This window comes from Acinetobacter sp. ANC_7655 (assembly GCF_056784015.1).
On record NZ_JBWYJB010000012.1, the window covers coordinates 52,549 to 74,727 of the forward strand.

The window sequence follows — 22,179 nt, forward strand, 5'->3', positions numbered from 1 at the left end:
CTGTGTGTTTTTCAATTTCCTGCATTTGCGCTTTCATTTTTTCTTCTAATTCTTGAATGCGCTTCATTTCAGTCTGCATTTGTTCTTTAAGTTCAGACATTCTTAGTTCACGATCAATATCATTTTGTACATTGCTGACCATACGTTTAATTTTGCCATACCATTTACCAGCAAATCGCGCACCCTCAGGAAGCTTTTCAGGTCCAAGAACAAGCAATGCAATGATGCCAAACATTAATAGTTCAGCCATACCAATATTCAGCATTACTGTTACCTACCTTTAATGTTTCGCAGTTGAGTTCAAATCATGAGATGTTTGATGTTCAATCGTGCGTGGTTCTTTTAATTGAGCAGATGTGCTCTGGTCTTCGTCATCCTTAATTGATTTTTTAAAATCTTTAACCGCACCACCAACATCTTTACCCAAATTTTTTAGCTTAGACGTACCGAACAAAAGTAAAACGACAATTGCGAAAATAAGTACGTGCCAAATTGATAATCCAGCCATGATATATTCCTTATTGAAAATGATCTTGAATGATTTCAACAGTTCTTTATGACAGCAAGTTGACGGAATTATTTCAGTTTGAAGTCATGGATTTTTTATGTGTGCAAGAGACTTATTCTGAAGTGAAATAGATGTTGTGCTAAGATGAGAAAAAATCTATTTCATATTTAATATGGTTCTTCTACTCCCACTAGTCTCCTTTCTTATCGGCTATTTTGGCGTAGAATATTTACAAAAAATTCGTCCCTTTATGGCGATGTTGTTGGCGAAAGTGCTGATTCCTCTCATCATTATTTACAATATGGTGTTTTACCAAGAGGGCAGTATATGGTTGATGTTATTTAGTTTTATCGCTTCATTTTTACTGTATTTATTTGTTTATTACCGTACAAAAGACAAATTAGTCTCCTTATGTTCCAGTTACCTAAACATGGCTTGGCTTGGCTTTCCATTTGCATTCGCTATTTTTGGTGCGCAAGCATCTAGTCCTATGGTTGCACTTTATGTCGGGGGCTCTATTTTTGGTAATATTTGTGCAGTGACCGTATTAAGTGCTGAAAAGCAGTCTGCGATGGAGATTTTGAGAAAATTGACTTTCTCTCCACCGATTTTAGCTTTATTAGTTGCTGGTTTTCTTTCGTTATGGAATGTTAGTCATTTTCAGCAGAATGCAATGATTCAATCATTGTATATATTGGATAAGTGGTTAATGACCTTTACAGGGATGTGTATCCTTGGGATGTGGTTATCTCAAGTAAAAATTCACTTGTCCGATTTAATTGAAAGTTTAAAACTTGCTTTGATTAAATTTCTATTTGGTTTAGTGTGCTGTGCGGTAGCCTATTTTCTTCTACCGATTCCTCACGAACTGGTTGTTATTGCACTGATGTCTATGTTTTTTTTATTACCACCCGCAGCGAATATTGTTGCTTTAGAAACACATTATTCAGGAACAGGTGTTTCAGCCCAATATATCGCAGCGGGTACCATCGTAAGTTGCATGACAATTGGTTTATTTGCCATGGTTTATCATGGACTGATCGTTTAGTTCGTTTCGAGGCTTGCTTTGAATAACTGCATGGCTTGACCACGATGACTGATCTTATTTTTTTCTTCTTTGGTCATTTCAGCGCTACTAATATTGAGTTCAGGTAGCCAAAACAGTGGGTCGTAGCCAAAACCATTTTTGCCACGTGCTACTTCCAAAATTTCACCTTTCCAGATTCCTTGGAAAATCTGAGGTAAAGGATCTTCAGCGTGTTGAACTAAGGCGAGTACACACACAAACATCCCTTCAATCACGTCACCATTGTTACGTAATGGTGCTAAATCTGCCAGTAATTTAGCATTATTGGCAGCATCATCGCCATGCTCACCAGCATAACGTGCAGAGTAAATACCAGGAGCACCACCAAGTGCAGGGACGCAAATACCTGAGTCATCTGCTATAGCTGGTTTACCCGAAATCTTAGAAGCATGTCGTGCTTTGATAATGGCATTTTCTACAAAACTTAATCCATCTTCCACCGCATCCTCAATGTTCAGTTGTCCTTGGGGAACAACGTTAACAGGGAGTTTTAATTCTTCAAATAACTTTTCGAACTCAGCTATTTTCCCTTTATTGTTGCTCGCTAAAACCAAAGTACCTTGATCTAACCAATCTTTAGACGCCATGTTGAATCACTTTCTGTTTCAAATTTGAAGCTATTCTAACGGATATTTGCGATGATACAGATGAACTCATCTTTAAAATAACCAATCATTAAACATGAGAAATTTAAATAGCATTCATATTCGTCAAGCAGAGATCGCAGATGTTGAAAATATTGCGTCCTGTATTGCTTTAGCTTTGAACCACTTTGATGAAATACCAAAAAGTAAGTCCCTATTTTCAAAATAAGCTCTTGGATCGCACATCAATCATCAAGAGATAAAATACTTTGTTGCAGAATTAAAGCAGTCGCTTGTTGGGATGATTGCTTACAAACAACCCACTCATATTTTTCATTTTTTTGTTCATCCAAATCTGCAATTTCAAGGCGTTGGAACTCTTTTATTTAATTATGTGTTAGATCAATTAAATCAAACGGAGATCCAGCAGATAACAGTCAATGCGCATATAGGGGCTGTTCATTTTTATAAAAAATTAGGTTTTACTTCACAGAGTGAAGTGGACATATTCGAAGATCTGAAATTCATAAGAATGAAGAAGATGATCGAATAAAAAAAGCACCGATAGGTGCTTTCTTCAAACTTATAAGCGTTACTAACGGCTTTGAATCCATTGATCAGCACGATCACGTGCAGTACGAATTTGTTCTGGTGTCAGGTTGGCAGCCAAAGCCGTCTTTTTTGTCTCAGACATATTGATCACTTTATTATCTAACATGCCATCACGTGTAGAAAGCTCATACCATTGGTAAGCACCCATATAGTTTTTCTTTTGCTCTTCCATAACGGCTAAATTGAAGCTTGCACGATTGTCACCATGGCTTGCTGCTTTTTCGAAGTATTGGCGAGCTAAGGTTTCATTTTTAGCAACACCAATACCGTCAGCATACATACGACCCACATTCAGCTGAGCAGATGAAATACCTTGATCGGCTGCTGCCTTATACCAAACGAAAGCTTGCTTTAGGTCTTTAGCAACATCTTTACCATGTTGATAATGTGTTGCCAAATAAAACTGGGCAGCCGGTTGGCCTGCTCGAGCAGCTTTTTGCAGCTCCGATACAGGCATACGTGAATACTGTGCAGCCAGTGCAGAAGTTGATGGTTGTTGAGGTACATAATCTGCATGAACTTGGAAACTCAACAACCCTAGAAATAATGAAGTACCTAAGAATAACTTTTTCATAGAGCGCTCACTCGATAAATCGCGACCTCGCCAAACAAGTTCGGGATATGCTTGCTGAGCAAACTCCCTTGTTGATTCCCATTCACGGCTAAACGGTCAATAATTTTAATTTGATTCTCAGCACAAAGTGCTTCGAAATCCTTAAACGTGCACAGATGGATATTTGGAGTGTTATACCACATATAGGGTAAGGCATCCGAAACAGGCATTTTCCCTTTTAAAGCAAGGAAAGAGCGTGTTTTCCAGTGTGCAAAGTTAGGAAAAGTAATAATTGCTTGTTTCCCAACACGCACCATATCGCGCAAAAGCACATCAGGTGCATCTACAGCTTGCAAAGCTTGTGCCATGACAACATAGTCAAATGACTGGTCTGCAAAGCGTCCCAAACCGAGGTTCAAGTCTTGTTGGATGATATTTAACCCTCGACTGACTGCAATTGCAATCTTTTCTTGATCGATTTCTAATCCGTATGCACGAATGTTGTGCTTTTTGCTCATATGAGCCAGTAACTCACCATCGCCACAACCAAGATCTAAAATGCTTGAATCAGGTTTAATCCATTTTTCTGCAAGCTTCTGATCGATACGCATTACACGGTCTCCTTAGGGGTTGAAGCAAGATGGTCTATACCACCTAAGAAAGCCCTTAAAGTTTTGACATATAAAGGGATAGGGAACAAGAACGAGTCATGACCTTGTTCTGCATCAATATCAACATAGCTCACAGGCTTATGATTGGTAATCAATGCATCCACAATCTCAACAGATCGGGAAGGAGAGAATCTCCAATCCGTAGTAAATGAAATCACAAGGAATTTACATTTTGTATTCGACATTGCTTTAACTAAAGATTGTTCATACTCACGAGAAGGATCGAAGTAATCCAAAGCTTTAGTCATGATCAAGTAGGTATTCGCATCAAAGTTACGACTAAATTGTTCACCTTGATAGCGAAGATAACTTTCAACTTGGAATTCAACATCGAAACCATACATGAATTTGCCAGATTTTAAATCACGACCAAATTTTTGTTTCATGGCTTCTTCAGAAAGGTAGGTAATGTGACCTACCATCCGCGCTAGAATAAGACCACGTTTAGGATAGCTGTCTTTTTCTAAATAGCGACCATGATGAAAATCAGGATCAGACAAAATGGATTGGCGCGCGACCTCATTAAACGCGATATTTTGCGCTGAAAGTTTAGGTGCACTGGCAATAATGACACAATTATTTAATCGGTCAGGATAATCAACAGACCACTGAAGTGCCTGCATGCCTCCCAAAGAGCCACCAATAATAGAGTACCAAACAGTGATACCAAGACGATCAGACAGCATTGCTTGAGTTTTAACCCAATCGCGCACGGTCACTAATGGAAAATCTGGACCATAAGGACGATTTTCATTTTCAGGATTTGGGGAGGTTGGTCCTGTTGATCCGTTACAACCACCAATATTATTTAATGCCACCACAAAAAATGTATTGGTATCAATTGCTTTGCCTGGCCCAATACAAGCATCCCACCAACCTGCTTTTTTATCATCTTCATGGTGATAACCAGCAGCATGATGATGACCAGAAAGCGCATGGCAGATCAAAATTGCATTAGATTTATCTGCATTGAGTGTGCCATAAGTTTCGACCATCAATTCGAAACGTGGTAAAACGCGGCCACATTCTAATGCGAGTGGTTCTTCAAATTGGAACTTTTGTGGAACAACAATGCCCACTGAGTCAGCTGGAAAAGACACAGGATAAATTCGCCTAAAATCTTAAGTATGAATAAATAAAAGGATACCACTTGAGGGTATCCTTCTAAAGTCATTTTCGTGCTAAATATTATTGCTAATATTTATACTGCCGCAGCGATCACTTGATCTGTGCTCAAAACACCTTGATCAATTAAACGATTTGTACATGCAATAATTCCTTCAATAGATGAAGTCACGATGTTGTCATGTACACCAGCACCGAATGCTGATTTACCTGTACCTTTGACTTGAAGTTCAATTAGTGCCAACGCTTTAGCATTTGCACCAGAACCAATGCTACGTTCTTCATAGTTCACAACATCGATTGGCAACTGTAAAGCATCTAAAATTGCAGAGATTGGTCCGTTGCCTTCACCACGTAGATGTTGAACTTGACCACCGACTTCAATATCTAATTCAATGACTTGATTGCCATTTTCATCAGATAATCGATAGTTTTTCGCGACATAATGTTTATCTTTCTGATTTACATATGTACTTTGGAATAAACTCCAAATTTGATCAGCAGAAACTTCTACGCCTTCTTCGTCAGCTACCTGTTGCACGACTTGCGAGAACTCAATTTGTAAGCGACGTGGTAATACGACGTTGTAGTTCGACTCTAACAAGTATGCGATACCACCTTTACCTGATTGTGAATTGACACGAATGACTGCATCATAATCACGTCCCAAATCTTTAGGATCAATTGGTAAGTAAGGCATGTCCCAAATTTCTTCGTTTTTCTGGAACTCAAAGCCTTTTTTAATCGCATCTTGGTGTGAGCCAGAAAATGCAGTAAATACTAAATCACCCGCATATGGATGACGTGGATGAACGGGTATACCTGTACATTCTTCAATAGTAGAAATGATTTCATTAATATTTGAAAAATCTAGATTTGGAGCGACACCTTGGGTATACATATTTAATGCAATCGCTGCAACGTCAACGTTACCTGTACGTTCACCATTACCAAATACACAACCTTCCACACGATCAGCACCAGCCATGATCGCTAACTCGGATGCTGCAATACCGCATCCACGGTCATTGTGACAGTGTACAGAAATAATGACACCATCGCGGCGTTGTAAGTTGCGATGCATCCATTCAACTTGGTCAGCGTAAACATGAGGCCCAGAAACTTCAACAGTCGCGGGTAGATTCAAGATAACTTTATTATCTGGGCGAGCATCCCAAATTTCAGTGACTGCATCACAGACATCTTTTGCAACTTCTAATTCAGTTGCGGTAAAGCATTCAGGAGAGTATTGGAACACCCATTCAGTTTCAGGATATTGTGCTGCATATTCTTTCACTTTTTGAGCCGCATTCACCGCTAAGGCTTTCGCACCCGCTACATCAACATTCAATACTTTTTGACGGAATGTTGGTGAGTTTGAGTTATAGATATGCACAATTGCACGTTTTGCACCTTGTAATGATTCAAATGTACGTTGAATCAAGTGATCACGAGCTTGAACTAATACCTCGATATAGACATCATCTGGAATATGATTTTCTTCGATTAATTTGCGGGTAAAGTCAAAATCAATCTGTGAGGCAGATGGAAAGCCAATTTCAATATGTTTGAAACCAATTTTCACCAACATTTGGAACATCTTGAACTTTTGTTCAATGTTCATTGGTTCGAAAATAGCTTGGTTACCGTCACGAAGGTCGGTGCTCATCCAGATAGGCGCTTTATTAATTTCGTTATTTGGCCATTGACGGTCAGGTAAGTCTACACGTTGGTACATGCGACGGTATTTTTTGCTTGGATCAGCCAACATCATGAGATAACTCCTTTCATAGCACAACATGCTTGGGTCTTGTGTAAAGGCACTGCGCTATTTATATCGATTGTGTCTATTCTATCAATTTACAAGTGGCTTACTGCATCATTTTGCTGAATTCTCTAAAAATCTTTTGAATATATAGAGCTTAGCTATACCGTCACAGTGCTTGTAAATTCTTTCTTTTATTATAGTGCGATCTTCAAGAGAATTATTCCCTGATTTAGATCAAAGTATGATGAATGTGAAATTTTTTTTCACAATATATTTTTTTTTAATAATATTTTTCATTATAAAAATTAACTGTGAAAAATAAATTATAGTTCTGCCCATTTTCGAATTAAATTGTGATAGAGGCTCGTGAGTTTGATGACTTGCTCATGTTGATCTCCTAATGCCATACGAAGTTGCTGAATAGATTGATCTAAAGTAAATAACATATGTCGATTTGAATCATCTCGAATCATACTTTGTACCCAAAAAAATGATGCCAAGCGACAACCCAATTGGATAGAAGTGACCTCATGTAAGCTAGTAGATGGATAAAGTATCAAATCTCCTGCAGGGAGTTTGACTTCGTGATATCCATAAGTATCTTCAATGACTAATTCACCGCCGTCATATTCGTGCGGATCACTCAAGAATAAAGTACAAGATAAATCTGTTCTCAAGCGTTCTTGTGAGCCTTGAACTCTGCGAATCGAATTGTCGATATGAAAACCGAATGATTGATGCTGTTCATAGCGATTAAACAGAGGAGGGATGATATCTAGTGGAATTGCTGCTGATAAGAATAAAGGATGTTGACCTAGGGATTCTAAAATAATATCACCTAGATGTTTGGTCAGGGGATGATCATTGGAAAGTTGCTGATTATGTTTCACTGTTGCAGAGAGTGTTCCAGCTGTTACCTTTCCATTGACCCAATCTACTTTAGACATTTCTTCACGAAAATATCGAACTTGTTCAGGGCTTAGAATATTTGGAATATGATGAATCACTACGATCACTCACTGCTTTAGGTGATGAAAAGCATAGCTTGTATAGAGCTATGCTGAAATGAAATTAAAACTTGAAATTTAAAGACAATACAGCATTTCGACCTTCAGCTTCAGTTGCATAATGCGAAGCATAAGCTTTCGTGAAATAACGTGTATCTGAGAGATTATTGACGTTCAATTGAAGATCAATATCTGAATTTACTTGATAGCGAGCCATGGCGTCATAACGAACATAGCCTGGTACAAATTTGGTATTTGCAGCATCTCCATACACTCGATCCATAGCTAAAACACCAGCACCTAATTGTAATTTAGGGAGAACTTGGTAAGTTGTCCACAAAGTGGCAGAGTGTTTTGCGACATTTTGGACTTGGTTACCATTAGTTGGGCTAGCCGAATAACTTCCATCGCTATTTTTTACATAACCTGCATCAACAATTTCACTATCTAAATATGTGTATCCTGCAGATAAAGCCCATTTATTTGTGATATTGCCGTTTAAGCCTAATTCAACGCCATCAACACGTGTCTCACCAATATTTCTTGTAAATCCATCACTATCTAAAGCGCGAGTATTTTCTTTTTCTGTACGGAAAATAGCAGCTGTGAGATTAATTCTGTTATTCAAAAGGTCCCATTTGGTTCCGATTTCATAGGTTTTGACTTCTTCAGGTTTGAGGTTGTTAATTGCTCTTGCTTGTGCATCAGTCGTATTTCGTCCTGGGACACTTAACCCTTCTGAACCATTACCAGCATCGATTCCAACGGGATTAGCTGAAGTCGCATAGCTTGCATAAATTGATCCATTTTCTCTTGGTTTAAAGGTTAATCCAGCTTGATAATTGAAGAAATCGTGTTTTGAATTATATTTTGTTCCTGCTTGAATTGCTGAAGTGCCTGAACCAGTATCTTGATTGTATTTCATTTCAGTTTCGAATTCATCCCAGCGAATACCAAGGTCAAGGAGCCACTGAGGATTAAGCTCAATATTATTTAGGGCATATACTGATTGTGTTTCAGATTTAATCTTCATGACATTTGGATTAGCTTGAACTTTACCTAGCCAAGCATCATTCGAATTGGGGTTATAAAGATCAGTACACCAACCATTTGAAATATTTAATGAGCATGCATTATTAGCACCACTACCGCCTATTAACGTGGTATTAGGGTCGGTTACAATGTTTGTGCCGCGTTCAGAATCTTGTTTACTGTATTCAGCACCCAAATTGAAATTATGTTTTATGATGCCTGTTTGGAGTTTACCTGTTAATGCGAGTTGATCTGTAAAACTGTCAGTGGTTGTTAGGTTGGTATTTAGACGACGCCAAACTTTTCCATTTGCGACGTTGCCCTGACTGTCATCTGGTTGAGTCCATAAGTAATTATTTTTTGATTTGCTATAGACAGCAGTATTCATCAAGCTTAGATTTTCGCTAAAATCGTGCTCTAGCTTAAGGGTCCCACTTTGATTTTCTTGCTTTTGAAAGTCACGATTTAACCAACCGTAGTATGTACCCTGTTTAACATCAACGGGTGAGCCGACGGTCGCTTTTCTGTCAGTGTCGTATTTATATGGAATACCTGAATCTGGCTTATCAGCAGACTTTAGGTAGTAGTAGGCTAGTGTCGCTCGAGTGGGCGTGTCTAACCCAAAGCTAATACTTGGTGCAATACCAGCACGTTCATATTCAGCGCCATTATGTTGTCCCGCTTTTTCATTCTGGTGACCCATTGCCACGACACGAGTCGCAATACCATTCCCAAAATCTTTATTTGCATCTAATGTGATACGTGCATAAGCATCAGTACCGCCAGCAACAGAGCCTTGGAAAGCATCTCCAGATTTGGCTAATTTGGAAATTAGGTTAATACTACCACCCGTGGAACCTCCACCACCTAAAGTAGAGGCGGAGCCTTTGGTGACTTCAACCTGTTCAACGGCAAACATTTCTCGGTTTTGAGAAGTAGAGTTCCTCACACCGTCAACGTACATTGAACTTTCAGAGTTATAACCACGGATAAATGGACGGTCACCATTTGGGTTGCCACCTTCGCCCGCACCAAGTGTAATTCCTGGAACAGTTCTTAAAGCATCAGACAGCGTAGTCACTTGAGTATCTTGTATCTGTTTTTGAGAAATAACAGAGATTGATTTGGGAGTATCGAGTAGGGGAGCAACGTATTTAGCGTTTGAGGATTTGTCGACTTTAAATGACTGCTCTGATTGAGCCTCTGATTTAATTGTTTCTAAATGCGCTGTATCTTCTTGTGCGAAAGTTTGACCTGAAATAACAGCCAATGACGTTGCTATTGCAGATGAAACGATTTTTTTACGTGTCTTGATAAAGGCCATGTTCAACCTGATTTGAATTTGTTTTCAGGTTGAGAATAATAATGATTCTTTTTTAGCTTTAACGGGTCTTAAAATTGATATTTACGATTTAAGTTAAACTAAATAACGGAAGCTTAAATGTAATAATGTAATATTTTATGTATAAGTAAATGAATTTAAATAATATTGGAAAAATTAAAGTTTCTACATTTTTGTATGGCTATTTTTAATAGGGAATTTTATTTTAATAAAATAAAAAACCCTGCTAGCGCAGGGTCTTTAAAAAAATTTTGCTTAGAACTTAAAAGTTGTACTTAATTGTACACGACGACCTTCTTGAGTGTTGGTATAACGGTTGTAGTACTGATCATCTAAAGTGACATATTGAAGATCAACAAAATCTTTATCAAAAATGTTGTAGATAGCAACGCCGACATCTATATTATCATTCACAGTATAGTTTGTACCAAGGTGCCATTGGGTGTAACCTTTGAAATCACCTAACGCATTTTTAACATTGCCTTCTTCACGTAATTGGCTACTACGATATTCACCACGCAACCATAAGCTCATGTTATCAGCAGGCACATAGTTAACTAAAAGGTTTGCCACATGTTCTGCATTATCTATGTCATCGGTTGTATTACCCAAAGCATCGGTAAGTTCACCTTTAGTCCATGTATAGTTCGCCGATAACTTCCACTGGTCATTTAACTGATAACCTGCACCTACTTCAATACCATGAGATTCTGCTTCATCCGCATTATAAGGGCGAGCAAGGGTTAAGTTACGATTTGATGCGGTATTCCAATCTATGCCCCATTCTGCAAACTTGGCATTACATGCATCTACTGCACCAGAACAATCGAATTCAATTGGACGACCGTTATAACTCACCCCAGGCACATAAGTACCTTTCGCAACTAAATCAGCAATATCTTTATCCTGAATATGTACTAAAGAGTAACCAGCACCAACTGTTGTGATTTTATCTTTAGTCTTGTTTTGGAAGAATGTTAAGTTGGCATTAAAGCCAGCTTGGTTATCGAAATAAACACCAAGTTCGTAGTTTTCACTTGTTTCAGGCTCTAAGTTAGCGCTACCTAATACCGGTGCACGACCTTGGCTCGCAACGTTTGATAGACCTTGAGTTAATTGCTCTAAACGTGGCACTTTATAGCCTTCAGAATATCCACCTTTTGCAGTCCATTGTTCATTCACATTCCATACGACATATGCACGTGGTGTGAAGAAATCACCAAAGCTGCTGTGGTCGTCAAAACGCCCCCCTAAAGTTAAGTTTAAGTTTGGTAAGATGCTCCAAGTATCTTCAATAAATAAGCCATATTGGTCAAAAGACAGTTCAGGGTTGGCACGGCGGATGCCATCCTTAACGCTTGATTCCCACCACTGAGCACCAACGGTTAAGCTATGATTTTCAAATTTTTGGGTGCTAAATTTAGTATCGAAATAGGTGTCTTCACTTGTTAGTTTGCGATCATTGAAATTATTTTTTTCAGCAGCACTTAACATGCCTGCAGGGATTAGACGACCAATAGTTTCAGTTTCAACATGTGAAATGCTGCTCTCAAGCTTACCAAAGTCGGCATCCCATTCATGTGAGATATATCCTTTAGTACGTTCATATTCTTGGCTTGGGCCATAACCCTGTGTTGCTGATGGGGCTAATGGTTTACCAGAGTTATCAAGGTAAGTACCTAATTGACCGCGGCTGTTATCGAACCATTGTTGTGTATTTTCAACATCTAATGCAATTGTATGGTCAGCATGTGGTGTTAAAGTAATACGTGCACCTAAAGTTTCAATGTCAGACTTAGTCGGGCTATTACCTTGTGTTAAAGCACCATTTGGATCACTCAGATAAGATTGTTGACGCTCGGCTTTACGGCCACGTAATTGCACGCCAACTAAATCTTTAATTATAGGGCCAGAAGCAAACACTTCAGCTGAATATTGATTCCCAAAGTCAGAACTATTCGGGAGAATGGTACCATTAAGTGTTAATGATCCTGTCCATACATCTGAGACTTTTTTGGTGATAATATTAATTACCCCACCCATAGCATCTGAACCATAAAGGGTTGACATTGGACCACGAATAACTTCTATTCGTTCAATTGCAGAAATTGGTGGAATAAAATTATTATTTGATTCGCCGAAGCCATTAGGGGTGATGCTACCTACAGAGTTTTGCCGTTTTCCATCAATTAACACTAAGGTGTATTCTGCTGGCATACCACGCATACGGATATTAAGTGTACCTGTTTTACCAGCTGCTGGACTAATATCAACACCTTCAACTCCTTTAAGTGCATCAGCAAGAGAGGTTACACGTTTGGTTTTGAAATCTTCGCTTGTTAAAACTGTAATTGATGCAGGAGCATCTTTGATTTTCTGTTCGTAACCAGCTGCAGAAACTACAATTGTAGAAAGTTGATGAGCACTATTTTCATTTGTGGTATTTGCAAATGTTACACCGCTAGACAAAGCGAATAATGCAACTGTAAGAGGTTGAAGCTTAAACTTACTCATATTATGTTCTTCCGCTGGTATGAGTGATGCTTGAGGGCATGATCAAATTTGATGCAAATATTAATGATAAACTTTATCATTTGCAATAAAAAACAAACAATAATTAAGAAAAATGAATTGAATATGGTCAAACCTTGTGAGCAAAAAAAATATTCTCAGCTTTATAAAAAAGATGGTTCGAAAAAGGTATTTTGTATATCTTTGATTGTTGTCATATAATGTGGCACTTTAAAAATTGCAATTACTATTTCTATATCGAGGAAGCCATGCAAGTAACTTCTGAAGCGGTTTCGGGCGTAGCCCGTCGTTTAAATGTATCTGTACCGACGAGCCGTGTTAATGAGCAATTCGAAGCTCGTTTAAAACGTACTGCTAAAACAGTTAAGATCAACGGCTTCCGTCCAGGTAAAGTGCCTTTAAATGTTGTTCGTCGTGAATACGGCGCGAGCATTTACCAAGAAGTGGTAAATGATGTTATTCGTGACACAGTATTCGAAGCAATTCAACAAGAGAAAATCAATGCTGTAGGCATGCCTAACATTGAAAAAGTTGAAAACAAAGAAGATGCTTTAGTTTATGAAGCAACTGTTGAAGTTTACCCAGAAGTTTCAGTTAAGTTTGACGGTTTAGAAGTTGAACGTAAATCTACTGAAGTAAATGATAAAGATGTAGATCAAATGATCGAAAATCTTCAAAAGCAACGCGCGACTTGGACTGAAACAAAAGGCATGGCTAAAAAAGACATGCAAGTTACTTTTGATTTCGAAGGTTCTATTGACGGCGAAAAATTTGAAGGTGGTTCTGCTGAAGACTTCAAACTTGTATTAGGTTCTGGTCGTATGATCCCTGGCTTCGAAGACGGTATCGTTGGTATGAAGAAAGGCGAAGAGAAAGTAATTGATGTAACTTTCCCTGAAGATTACCAAGCAGAAAACCTTGCAGGTAAATCAGCTCAATTCAAAATCACAGTTAAGCTTGTTGAAAAACAAAAGCTTCCTGACGTAGATGCTGAATTCCTAAAAATCTTTGGTTTAACTGAAGAAGAAGGTGTTGAGAAGTTAAAAGCTGACGTTCGCAAAAATATGGAACGTGAAGTGAAAAACGGTCTTCGCAATCAAGTGAAAGGTGCAACTTTTGATGCGCTTGTAGCTGCAAATGAAATCGAAGTACCTGCATCTATGTTGTCTCAAGAAATTGACCGTCAACGTCAACAAATGATCCAACAGTTTACTCAACAGTTTGGTGCTCAAGGCGCTAAAGCATTTGATTCAAGCATGCTTCCAGATGAATTATTCAAAGAGCAAGCTGAAAAATCAGTAAAATTAGGTGTTTTGGTGAGCAGTATTCTTGCTGAAGCAAAAATCGAAGTTGATCAAGCACGTGTAGAAGCTTATATCGAAGATATGGCGACTTCTTATGAAGATCCTACAGAAGTTATTGAATACTTCAAAAATGATAAGCAACAACGTGCACAAATCGAAGCTGTTGTTTTAGAAGACCAAGTTGTAGATCACATCTTAGCGTCTGCTAAAGTAACTGATAAAGCTGTTAGCTATGAAGAATTGTTGAAAGAACAACAAGCTCGTCAACAAGGCTAATCGGTTATCCGAAGGAAGAGGCGCTTAACGCGCCTTTTTTCTTGTAAAAAATATGGATCAACTTGTCCTGTATTCACAAAGCCTAATTAAAAAATATCTGATATTTAATGGTGAATATTTTGCATTTTCGACAATTATCCCTCATATTGTGAAAATGTATTGAGTGACAAAAAATTCAGGAATAAATAACGTATGTATGTTCCAACAATTGATAATGCTTTGGTTCCAGTTGTCGTAGAGCAATCATCTCGTGGTGAGCGTTCTTTTGATATTTTCTCGCGTCTTTTACGCGAACGTGTAATTTTCTTAACGGGTGAAGTTGAAGACAATATGGCGAACTTAATCGTTGCGCAAATGTTGTTCTTAGAAGCTGAGAATCCAGAAAAAGATATTCATCTGTACATTAACTCACCTGGTGGTTCAGTGACTGCGGGTATGGCAATTTACGATACGATGCAATTCATCAAACCAGATGTCGTGACATATTGTATGGGCCAAGCAGCCTCAATGGGCGCTTTTTTATTGAATGCTGGTGCTAAGGGTAAACGTTACTGCTTAGAAAACGCTCGTGTTATGATTCACCAACCATTGGGTGGTTTCCGTGGTCAAGCTTCAGATATTGAAATTCATGCACGTGAAATTCTATTTATTAAAGAGCGTTTGAACCGTCTAATGGCTGAACACAGTGGCCAAGATTATGAAACTGTTGCACGTGATACAGACCGTGATAACTTTATGACCGCTCAAGCTGCAAAAGAATATGGTTTGGTCGATGAAGTTTTAACGAAACGTCCGCAACTTTAAGCTGTAAAGCATAGAAATTTATTTGGAGTGAAGATGTCTGAAAATCCTCAAGGACAAAAGCATTGTTCATTTTGCGGTAAAACGCAGTCTGAAGTGGGTAAACTCATTGCAGGCGAGGACGCTTACATTTGTAATGAATGTGTAGATGTATGCTTAGATTTAGTTCAGACGAGCCAGCAAGTCGAAACTGGTGAATGGGCAACTCGTCCATTACCTAAGCCGCATGAAATTCGTGCAGCTTTAGATCAATATGTGATTGGTCAAGACACTGCGAAAAAAACGCTCTCTGTTGCGGTATATAACCACTATAAACGTCTTAAAGTGACTCAATCAACTGCAAAGTCAGAAGATCGTGTAGAACTTGCTAAAAGCAATATCTTACTCATAGGACCAACAGGTTCGGGTAAGACTTTGTTGGCGCAAACTTTAGCGCGCTTATTAGATGTGCCATTTGCGATGGCTGATGCAACGACATTAACTGAAGCTGGTTATGTTGGTGAAGATGTTGAGAATATCGTTCAAAAATTGCTACAAAAAGCAGATTACGATGTTGAGAAAGCACAGAAGGGTATCATTTATATCGACGAGATCGATAAGATTACCCGTAAGTCTGAAAATCCTTCAATAACACGTGATGTTTCAGGTGAAGGTGTTCAACAAGCGCTTTTAAAAATGATCGAAGGCACGGTAGCTTCAATTCCACCTCAAGGTGGTCGTAAGCATCCACAGCAAGAGTTCATTCAAATTGATACGTCTAATATTCTGTTCATCTGCGGTGGTGCATTCTCTGGTTTAGAGCGTGTCGTTCAACAGCGTCAAGAAAAAGGTGGAATTGGTTTCACTGCTGACGTGAAGACTAAAGATGATTCTAAGAAGTTATCTGAATTATTTAGTCAGGTAGAAGCTGCCGATCTTGTGAAATTTGGTTTAATCCCTGAATTCATTGGTCGTCTGCCAGTGATTGCAACGCTCGAAGAATTGGACGAAGAAGCATTAATGCAAATTTTGACTGAACCAAAAAATGCATTAACGCGTCAGTATCAATACTTGTTCGAAATGGAAGATGTTGATCTATTATTCGAAGATTCAGCATTGCGAGCAGTTGCGAAAAAAGCACTTGAGCGTAATACAGGTGCTCGTGGTTTACGTTCAATTCTTGAAAACGTCTTGCTCGATACGATGTACGATTTACCAAGTCGCTCTGATATTGGTACTGTTGTGATCAATGAAGCTGTGATCAATGAAAATGCTGAACCAGAATATCGAGCTGAGCGCCAACCTAAACAAGAACAACAAGTTGAAGAAAAGGTCGATTTAAAGATTTTAGATACTAAATCTGCTTAATTGATTGTAATTCATCTGAAACGCGTAAAAAGTCCCACTTTTTGCGCGTTTTTTGTTTTTAATCTCGGATTGAGATGATAATCTAACGATAACAAAAATATGACATAGAATAAAAAGTATTCGTGATGAGGGATAATCATGCGATCAACCGTAGCAGTGTGTGCTTTGAGTCTGTTTCTTGTGGCATGTCAGACACATAAAGGGCTTAACGAAAATAATCAAACTCATGTGGTCTCAACGTTAAAACCGGTAGATTTTAGTGAGAAAAAAACTTTTGTATCTCAGAAGCTAGCTCAATATAAAGTTGCAGGATTTGATCTGGGCTCATGGGTAAATCAAAAACCAGGACAGTTTTTCAGCCGTGTAAAACCTCAACATCAGCAAGCCGCAGTGTTGTATCTGTACCGTCCTGATAGTAAGTGGAATCGTCAGGAAATTATTGCACCGAGTTTTTTTCTAAATGGTAAGCGCATTCCGAGTTTAATCAGCAATCATTATTATTGGATAGAGCTGGCTGAAGGGGATTATCAACTTAGTATCAGTCGACCTTTAACTGTGATGCATTTTCAAAAACCTTTGGTTGCAAGTTTTAGTGTTAAAGCGGGGCAGCAGTATTTCTTAAAATATGAAGAAGAACAGTTTCGAGGTGGACCAAATGGTAGTGAAGATCTCCTCAGAGTTGGACCATTGATGCAAATGCCAACAAAACAGGCATTAAGAGAAATTGGCATGACTCAGTTGAAAACGCCTGGGCTTAACTATGTTGCCGTTATTCAACCGAACGGAACATTGCAAAAATCAAAAGAAAAAATTAAAAATAAAGAATATAAAGCCAGTGATGATGTGCGCTTAACAGAACCTTTTAAGATATATGATCCACGCACATGGTAACTCTGATTCAGCAGAATGGTTTTTAGCTTATTTCGAGTCAGTATGAATACTTTGTTTTTGTAGTTGTTCTAATTTCTTTTGGACTTCAGCAAAATTCTTTTCTGTAGATTGTAAAGAGCCTGCAAGTTGTTGATTCAGGATTTTCATGGATTCTTGAGCAACAAGTGGACCTTTATTTAAAATGGATTGACCTGTTGGAGAGGAATAAAAGTCGATCTGGGCTTGAACTTCTTGGGCATCATAGACATCTTTATAAATTTTGAGATAGATCGGTTTAAGTTTTTCCCAAGAAGTTTGCTTAATATTTTCTTGGTGAATTTTATCAGCCAGTTCATTGGCAATAACTTGTTGTTGTGGTGTTAATTTTTCGGCCTTAACAATATTTTGAACAATGCTATAGGCCTGTTGATCAATTTGAGGTCGGATTTGTTTAAGCGTACTTTGTAAGAGCTGATCTAAATTCAATACTTGTATGAGTTTTTCGATTTGTTGATCAGTCGCTTGAGCTGCCATAACCGCAGGTGAGCAGATCATGCATCCGCTCAAAAATAATGTTCTTAAAATTTTCATGAGTATTCTCGGTATAAAAAAGCACCCTAATGATAGAGTGCTTTTTGAACTTGAGACAAGTCGAATATTATTTATTGTGCAGCTGCATCTACAACTGGAATTTTACCAATTTTAGCCTGCCAAATTTTTGGTGCAGTTGCGTGAACTGATGTGCCGTTAACGTCTACTGCAACAGATACAGGCATATCTTTAACCACGAACTTATAGATTGCTTCCATACCTAAATCTTCAAAAGCGACAACTTCCGCTTCACGAATTGCTTTAGATACGAGATATGCAGCACCGCCTACAGCCATGAGGTAAGTTGCTTTATTGTCTTTGATTGCTTCAATTGCAGCAGGACCGCGGTCCGCTTTACCGATCATACCGAAAAGACCAGTTGCTTCTAAAACTTGACGTGTGAACTTATCCATACGTGTTGCAGTTGTTGGACCTGCAGGACCTACAACTTCGTCACCCACTGGATCAACAGGACCAACGTAGTAAATGAACTTACCTTTAAGGTCTACAGGAAGCTCTTCACCGTTGTTTAACATATCAACCATACGTTTGTGCGCAGCGTCACGACCTGTATAGATTGTACCGTTAAGAAGAAGCGTATCACCTGGTTTCCAAGAGTTCATTTCTTCTTGTGTGATGTTATCTAAGTCAACACGTTTAGAAGAAGATGAGTCCCAAGTGACTTCAGGATAGTCTTCAAGTTTAGGTGCAATAATATTCGCAACACCTGTACCGTCTAGTGTGAAGTGTGCGTGACGAGTCGCAGCACAGTTCGGGATCATACCGACTGGTTTACCCGCAGCGTGACAAGGGTAGTCTTTAATTTTGATGTCTAGAACAGTCGTTAAACCGCCAAGACCTTGTGCACCAATACCCAGCGCGTTTACTTTCTCGAAGATTTCGATACGAAGTTCTTCAAGTTTATTTTGTGGACCACGACGAAGAAGCTCGTCCATGTTGATCTCTTCCATCAATGCTTCTTTAGCAAGCATCATGGCTTTTTCAGCTGTACCACCGATACCAATACCGAGCATACCAGGAGGACACCAGCCTGCACCCATGGTTGGTACAGTTTTCAGTACCCAGTCCACGATTGAATCAGATGGGTTTAACATTGCAAGTTTAGATTTATTTTCTGAACCACCGCCTTTTGCTGCAACAGTGATATCTACTTTGTTACCTGGAACAAGTTTATGGTAGATCACAGCAGGGGTGTTGTCTTTCGTATTCTTACGGCCAAAAGCAGGATCAGCAAGTACAGATGCACGAAGTACGTTAGAGTTTTCTAAGTAACCTTGGCGAACACCTTCGTTAATCGCGTCGTCTAAGCTCATTGTTAAATCAAATTTAACGTCCATGCCCACTTCAACGAATACGTTGACGATACCAGTATCTTGACAGATCGGACGGTGACCTTCGGCACACATACGTGAATTGATTAAGATTTGTGCGATCGCATCTTTGGCAGCTTTGTTTTCTTCACGGTCATACGCACGACTCATTGCTTGGATGAAGTCTTGTGGATGATAGTAAGAAATGAACTGAAGCGCATCTTTAACGGATGTGATCAAGTCGTCTTGCTTGATAATAGTTGTCATACAAATATCTCTTGAGCGGGCTGATAGCTAGCGGGCTAAATTATAAGACAAAATGATTCAATTGTGGCTTTTTTGCTGAGGAATTGGGCGAAAGTTTAAGAGAGCAGATTCATTCATAGAAAAGTTAAAATTAATATTTGCTAATTAATTTTTTAGATGGAAATACGTTTACGTAATAAGTTGTTTAAGCTTTTTTATAAATAACAATAATTTTTTTCAAATTTATCTCATAATATTTATAGATTAAATGGGTGAAATTTCACTATTTTAGTCATCAATAATTCTAATACATTGACTTTGTGAAATTAAATTTTGTTAAGATTTTCAATGGAAAGTATTAAGTAAATATTTATATAATTAAAAATCAATATTATTTATATATTTCATAAAATCTAGAAGTTAATTAAATATGAAGTCAAGTGACGCTGGAGTCTTTCTGAGTTATGCCTATATCACAATGCAAAAGATGGGATTAAATGTAGAGCAAATTTTAGAAGATGTAGGATTGCCCGCACATTTGCCTGATAAGACAGTTCGCAGAGATAATTCATGTCAGTACCGATTTTGGAATACAGCGCAAAAAGTTTCTAATGACAGAGATATTGGTTTACATGTAGGAGAGCATTTTCCTGTAATTAGAGGCTCATTGATTGAGTATCTATTTTTGAGTAGTTCGGGATTTAAAGTTGGACTAGAGAAAGCTTTAAATTACCAAAAATTACTTTCTTCAGCTTTTCATTTTAGCCTGTTCACAAATGGGCATGTTGCTGGAATTCAAGGGTTTAATCATCCTGTTCGGCATTATTTAGAGATTGCCATCAGTGTGGCTTTAAGTTTTTTAAAATTTATTACTGAACATCAATTCCGCCCGATGAGAATATGTTTACCCTATGAAACTGGTGCAACCTTAGCTGAATATAAGCGCGTATGGGGATGTGAAGTAGAGTTAGGTTGTTCAGAGGGGAAAATCTTATTTGATGCAGCGTTGCTAAATTTAAAATTTGACTGGTATGAACCAGAATTATTTACCATCCATGAAACTTATGCCAAACGCCAAATGAGACAGGTGGAAAAATATGAGCTCATTTATGATATAGAACAAATTCTAGCGAATAGTTTGCTCGAATCGGGCAACATTCAGTTAACTCATGTGGCAGAACAGTTGAATATGAATGTTAACACTTTACGCGCAAGTTTAACTGATATTGACACTTCTTTTGAGAAAATCTTGACTCATTATCGTATTCGGACTGCTAAGCAACTATTAGCAACCACAGAGATCTCCATGAGTCATATTGTCAGCGTTCTTGGTTTCGCAGAGAGCTCTGTATTTTCACGAGCATTCAAACGTTGGACGGGTGAGACACCTTTGCAATACCGCAAAAGAAAAACCACAAAAAATGATTCAATCGATACTTAATCTATATCATCTAAGTCAATAAAATTTATTCTAAATCCGTTACCTTAATCTGAATCAGGACAATTTTAAGTCTTTAAATGTTCGCTTGATTTGCAGCACATTTAAGGTTTTTTAATGATGTTCTGCTTACAATAAATCAAATGAAATTTCACTTATATACAATGATTTAACAAATTTGTTTGATTTTAACTTTAAGTTTATTCAACTAATTTTAGGAGTTGAAAATGAGTTATGTAAAGACTAAAGACGGTGTTGATATTTTTTATAAAGATTGGGGACCACGTGATGATGAGGTGTTATTTTTTCATCATGGATGGCCTTTAAGTTCAGACGATTGGGATGCGCAAATACTTTACTTTTTAGAGAAAGGTTATCGTGTAGTGGCGCATGACCGCCGTGGTCATGGACGATCTTCTCAAGTGTCTGATGGTCATGATATGGATCATTATGCTGATGATGTTGCAGCTGTTGTTGAGCATTTAGGCATCAAAAAAGCGATTCATATTGGTCATTCAACAGGTGGAGGTGAGGTTGCGCACTATATCGCAAGACATGGTGAGGAGCGTGTTTCTAAAGCTGTTCTGGTGAGCTCTGTACCACCCTATATGGTGAAAACTGAAGATAATCCAAACGGATTGCCGAAAGCTGTTTTTGACGACATGCAGGCTCAATTATTTAAAAATCGAGCTGAATTCTATCGTGCTGTACCTGAAGGTCCATTTTATGGATTTAATCGTTCAAATGCGAAGCCGTCTGAACCAGTGATTCAAAATTGGTGGAGACAAGGGATGATGGGTTCTGCTAAAGCACACTATGATGGGATTGTGGCTTTCTCCCAAACTGATTTTAGAGAAGACCTTAAGAAAATTTCAGTGCCAGTATTAGTTTTACATGGTGATGATGACCAAATTGTTCCTCTTGATATTTCAGGAAAGTTATCGGCTGAATTGGTACAAAATGGAACTTTAAAGATTTATCCAGGTTATTCACATGGGATGCTCACTATTAATCCTGACGTGATTAATCCTGACCTTCTTGAATTTATTCAAAGTTAATTTTCGATCTTGTCTTAAACAAGAACTCTTTAAGAGTTCTTGTTTTTTTATATAAGTCTTTAGTTAACCTCATGATTCTAAGTTACAACACGTAGG

At 38.2% G+C, this 22,179-nt stretch carries 19 protein-coding genes and 1 pseudogene; 8 read left to right on the top strand and 12 right to left on the bottom strand.

Annotated elements, in window-relative coordinates:
- Positions 1-15 precede the first annotated feature (15 nt).
- Together tatB and tatA are read right to left on the bottom strand one after the other, a co-directional pair.
- Positions 16-265: pseudogene (tatB, locus tag AC1M9N_RS12225) on the bottom strand (Sec-independent protein translocase protein TatB); the annotation flags it as partial.
- 15 nt (positions 266-280) lie between these two features.
- Positions 281-508 (bottom strand): Sec-independent protein translocase subunit TatA, encoded by a 228-nt coding sequence (gene tatA / locus AC1M9N_RS12230; protein WP_035266725.1) that lies wholly within the window; start codon positions 506-508, stop codon positions 281-283.
- Between the two features lie 172 nt (positions 509-680).
- Here tatA and AC1M9N_RS12235 point away from each other — a divergent pair, with 172 nt between their 5' ends.
- Positions 681-1,556, top strand: coding sequence for an AEC family transporter (locus AC1M9N_RS12235; protein WP_092766755.1), 876 nt, complete (start codon positions 681-683; stop codon positions 1,554-1,556).
- On the opposite strand, the gene rdgB is transcribed toward AC1M9N_RS12235, so the two are convergent.
- A complete protein-coding gene (rdgB, locus tag AC1M9N_RS12240; protein ID WP_481587585.1) occupies positions 1,553-2,182 on the bottom strand; it encodes an RdgB/HAM1 family non-canonical purine NTP pyrophosphatase in 630 nt (209 codons plus the stop codon). The genes AC1M9N_RS12235 and rdgB overlap by 4 nt on opposite strands.
- Before the next feature lie 241 nt (positions 2,183-2,423).
- Between rdgB and AC1M9N_RS12245 the strand changes: the two genes are divergently transcribed.
- A complete protein-coding gene (locus tag AC1M9N_RS12245; RefSeq protein WP_092766757.1) occupies positions 2,424-2,732 on the top strand; it encodes a GNAT family N-acetyltransferase in 309 nt (102 codons plus the stop codon).
- A gap of 42 nt (positions 2,733-2,774) precedes the next feature.
- Here the strand turns inward: AC1M9N_RS12245 and AC1M9N_RS12250 are convergent, their stop codons facing one another.
- The 7 genes from AC1M9N_RS12250 to AC1M9N_RS12280 all read right to left on the bottom strand — a co-directional run bounded on the left by AC1M9N_RS12250 (position 2,775) and on the right by AC1M9N_RS12280 (position 12,803).
- Positions 2,775-3,365 (bottom strand): tetratricopeptide repeat protein, encoded by a 591-nt coding sequence (locus tag AC1M9N_RS12250; RefSeq protein WP_092766758.1) that lies wholly within the window; start codon positions 3,363-3,365, stop codon positions 2,775-2,777.
- Entirely contained in the window at positions 3,362-3,955 is a 594-nt protein-coding gene (metW, locus tag AC1M9N_RS12255) for a methionine biosynthesis protein MetW (protein WP_092766759.1), read from the bottom strand. The genes AC1M9N_RS12250 and metW overlap by 4 nt, the downstream gene beginning before the upstream one ends.
- Complete coding sequence (gene metX / locus AC1M9N_RS12260; protein WP_481954832.1) at positions 3,955-5,115, bottom strand: homoserine O-succinyltransferase MetX; 1,161 nt, start codon at positions 5,113-5,115, stop codon at positions 3,955-3,957. Before metX ends, metW begins: the two co-directional genes overlap by 1 nt.
- A 101-nt stretch (positions 5,116-5,216) precedes the next feature.
- Complete coding sequence (gene leuA, locus AC1M9N_RS12265) at positions 5,217-6,914, bottom strand: 2-isopropylmalate synthase (RefSeq protein WP_481954833.1); 1,698 nt, start codon at positions 6,912-6,914, stop codon at positions 5,217-5,219.
- Between the two features lie 317 nt (positions 6,915-7,231).
- Entirely contained in the window at positions 7,232-7,915 is a 684-nt protein-coding gene (locus AC1M9N_RS12270) for a Fe2+-dependent dioxygenase (protein ID WP_481954839.1), read from the bottom strand.
- Positions 7,916-7,979: 64 nt separating this feature from the next.
- The gene (locus AC1M9N_RS12275; RefSeq protein WP_481587582.1) at positions 7,980-10,271 is read right to left on the bottom strand and encodes a TonB-dependent receptor; all 2,292 of its coding nucleotides are present in this window, start codon (positions 10,269-10,271) and stop codon (positions 7,980-7,982) included.
- Between the two features lie 273 nt (positions 10,272-10,544).
- Positions 10,545-12,803 (bottom strand): TonB-dependent receptor domain-containing protein, encoded by a 2,259-nt coding sequence (locus tag AC1M9N_RS12280; protein WP_481594950.1) that lies wholly within the window; start codon positions 12,801-12,803, stop codon positions 10,545-10,547.
- 266 nt (positions 12,804-13,069) lie between these two features.
- On the opposite strand from AC1M9N_RS12280, the gene tig reads away from it, so the two are divergent.
- The 4 genes from tig to AC1M9N_RS12300 all read left to right on the top strand — a co-directional run bounded on the left by tig (position 13,070) and on the right by AC1M9N_RS12300 (position 17,440).
- Positions 13,070-14,401 (top strand): trigger factor, encoded by a 1,332-nt coding sequence (tig, locus tag AC1M9N_RS12285; RefSeq protein ID WP_180028337.1) that lies wholly within the window; start codon positions 13,070-13,072, stop codon positions 14,399-14,401.
- A 192-nt stretch (positions 14,402-14,593) separates the two neighbouring features.
- Entirely contained in the window at positions 14,594-15,205 is a 612-nt protein-coding gene (gene clpP, locus AC1M9N_RS12290) for an ATP-dependent Clp endopeptidase proteolytic subunit ClpP (protein ID WP_035265270.1), read from the top strand.
- 33 nt (positions 15,206-15,238) lie between these two features.
- Positions 15,239-16,549: an ATP-dependent protease ATP-binding subunit ClpX gene (clpX, locus tag AC1M9N_RS12295; protein ID WP_179998657.1), complete on the top strand. Its 1,311-nt coding sequence runs from the start codon at positions 15,239-15,241 to the stop codon at positions 16,547-16,549.
- A 138-nt stretch (positions 16,550-16,687) separates the two neighbouring features.
- Positions 16,688-17,440: a DUF2846 domain-containing protein gene (locus AC1M9N_RS12300; protein WP_035265274.1), complete on the top strand. Its 753-nt coding sequence runs from the start codon at positions 16,688-16,690 to the stop codon at positions 17,438-17,440.
- A gap of 27 nt (positions 17,441-17,467) precedes the next feature.
- On the opposite strand, the gene AC1M9N_RS12305 is transcribed toward AC1M9N_RS12300, so the two are convergent.
- Together AC1M9N_RS12305 and AC1M9N_RS12310 are read right to left on the bottom strand one after the other, a co-directional pair.
- Entirely contained in the window at positions 17,468-18,010 is a 543-nt protein-coding gene (locus AC1M9N_RS12305; RefSeq protein WP_035265277.1) for a DUF2059 domain-containing protein, read from the bottom strand.
- Between the two features lie 71 nt (positions 18,011-18,081).
- A complete protein-coding gene (locus AC1M9N_RS12310) occupies positions 18,082-19,608 on the bottom strand; it encodes a fumarate hydratase (protein WP_035265279.1) in 1,527 nt (508 codons plus the stop codon).
- Between the two features lie 409 nt (positions 19,609-20,017).
- Between AC1M9N_RS12310 and AC1M9N_RS12315 the strand changes: the two genes are divergently transcribed.
- Both AC1M9N_RS12315 and AC1M9N_RS12320 read left to right on the top strand, forming a co-directional pair.
- A complete protein-coding gene (locus AC1M9N_RS12315) occupies positions 20,018-21,028 on the top strand; it encodes an AraC family transcriptional regulator (RefSeq protein WP_481954834.1) in 1,011 nt (336 codons plus the stop codon).
- 224 nt (positions 21,029-21,252) lie between these two features.
- A complete protein-coding gene (locus AC1M9N_RS12320) occupies positions 21,253-22,083 on the top strand; it encodes an alpha/beta fold hydrolase (RefSeq protein ID WP_481954835.1) in 831 nt (276 codons plus the stop codon).
- Positions 22,084-22,179: the final 96 nt, after the last annotated feature.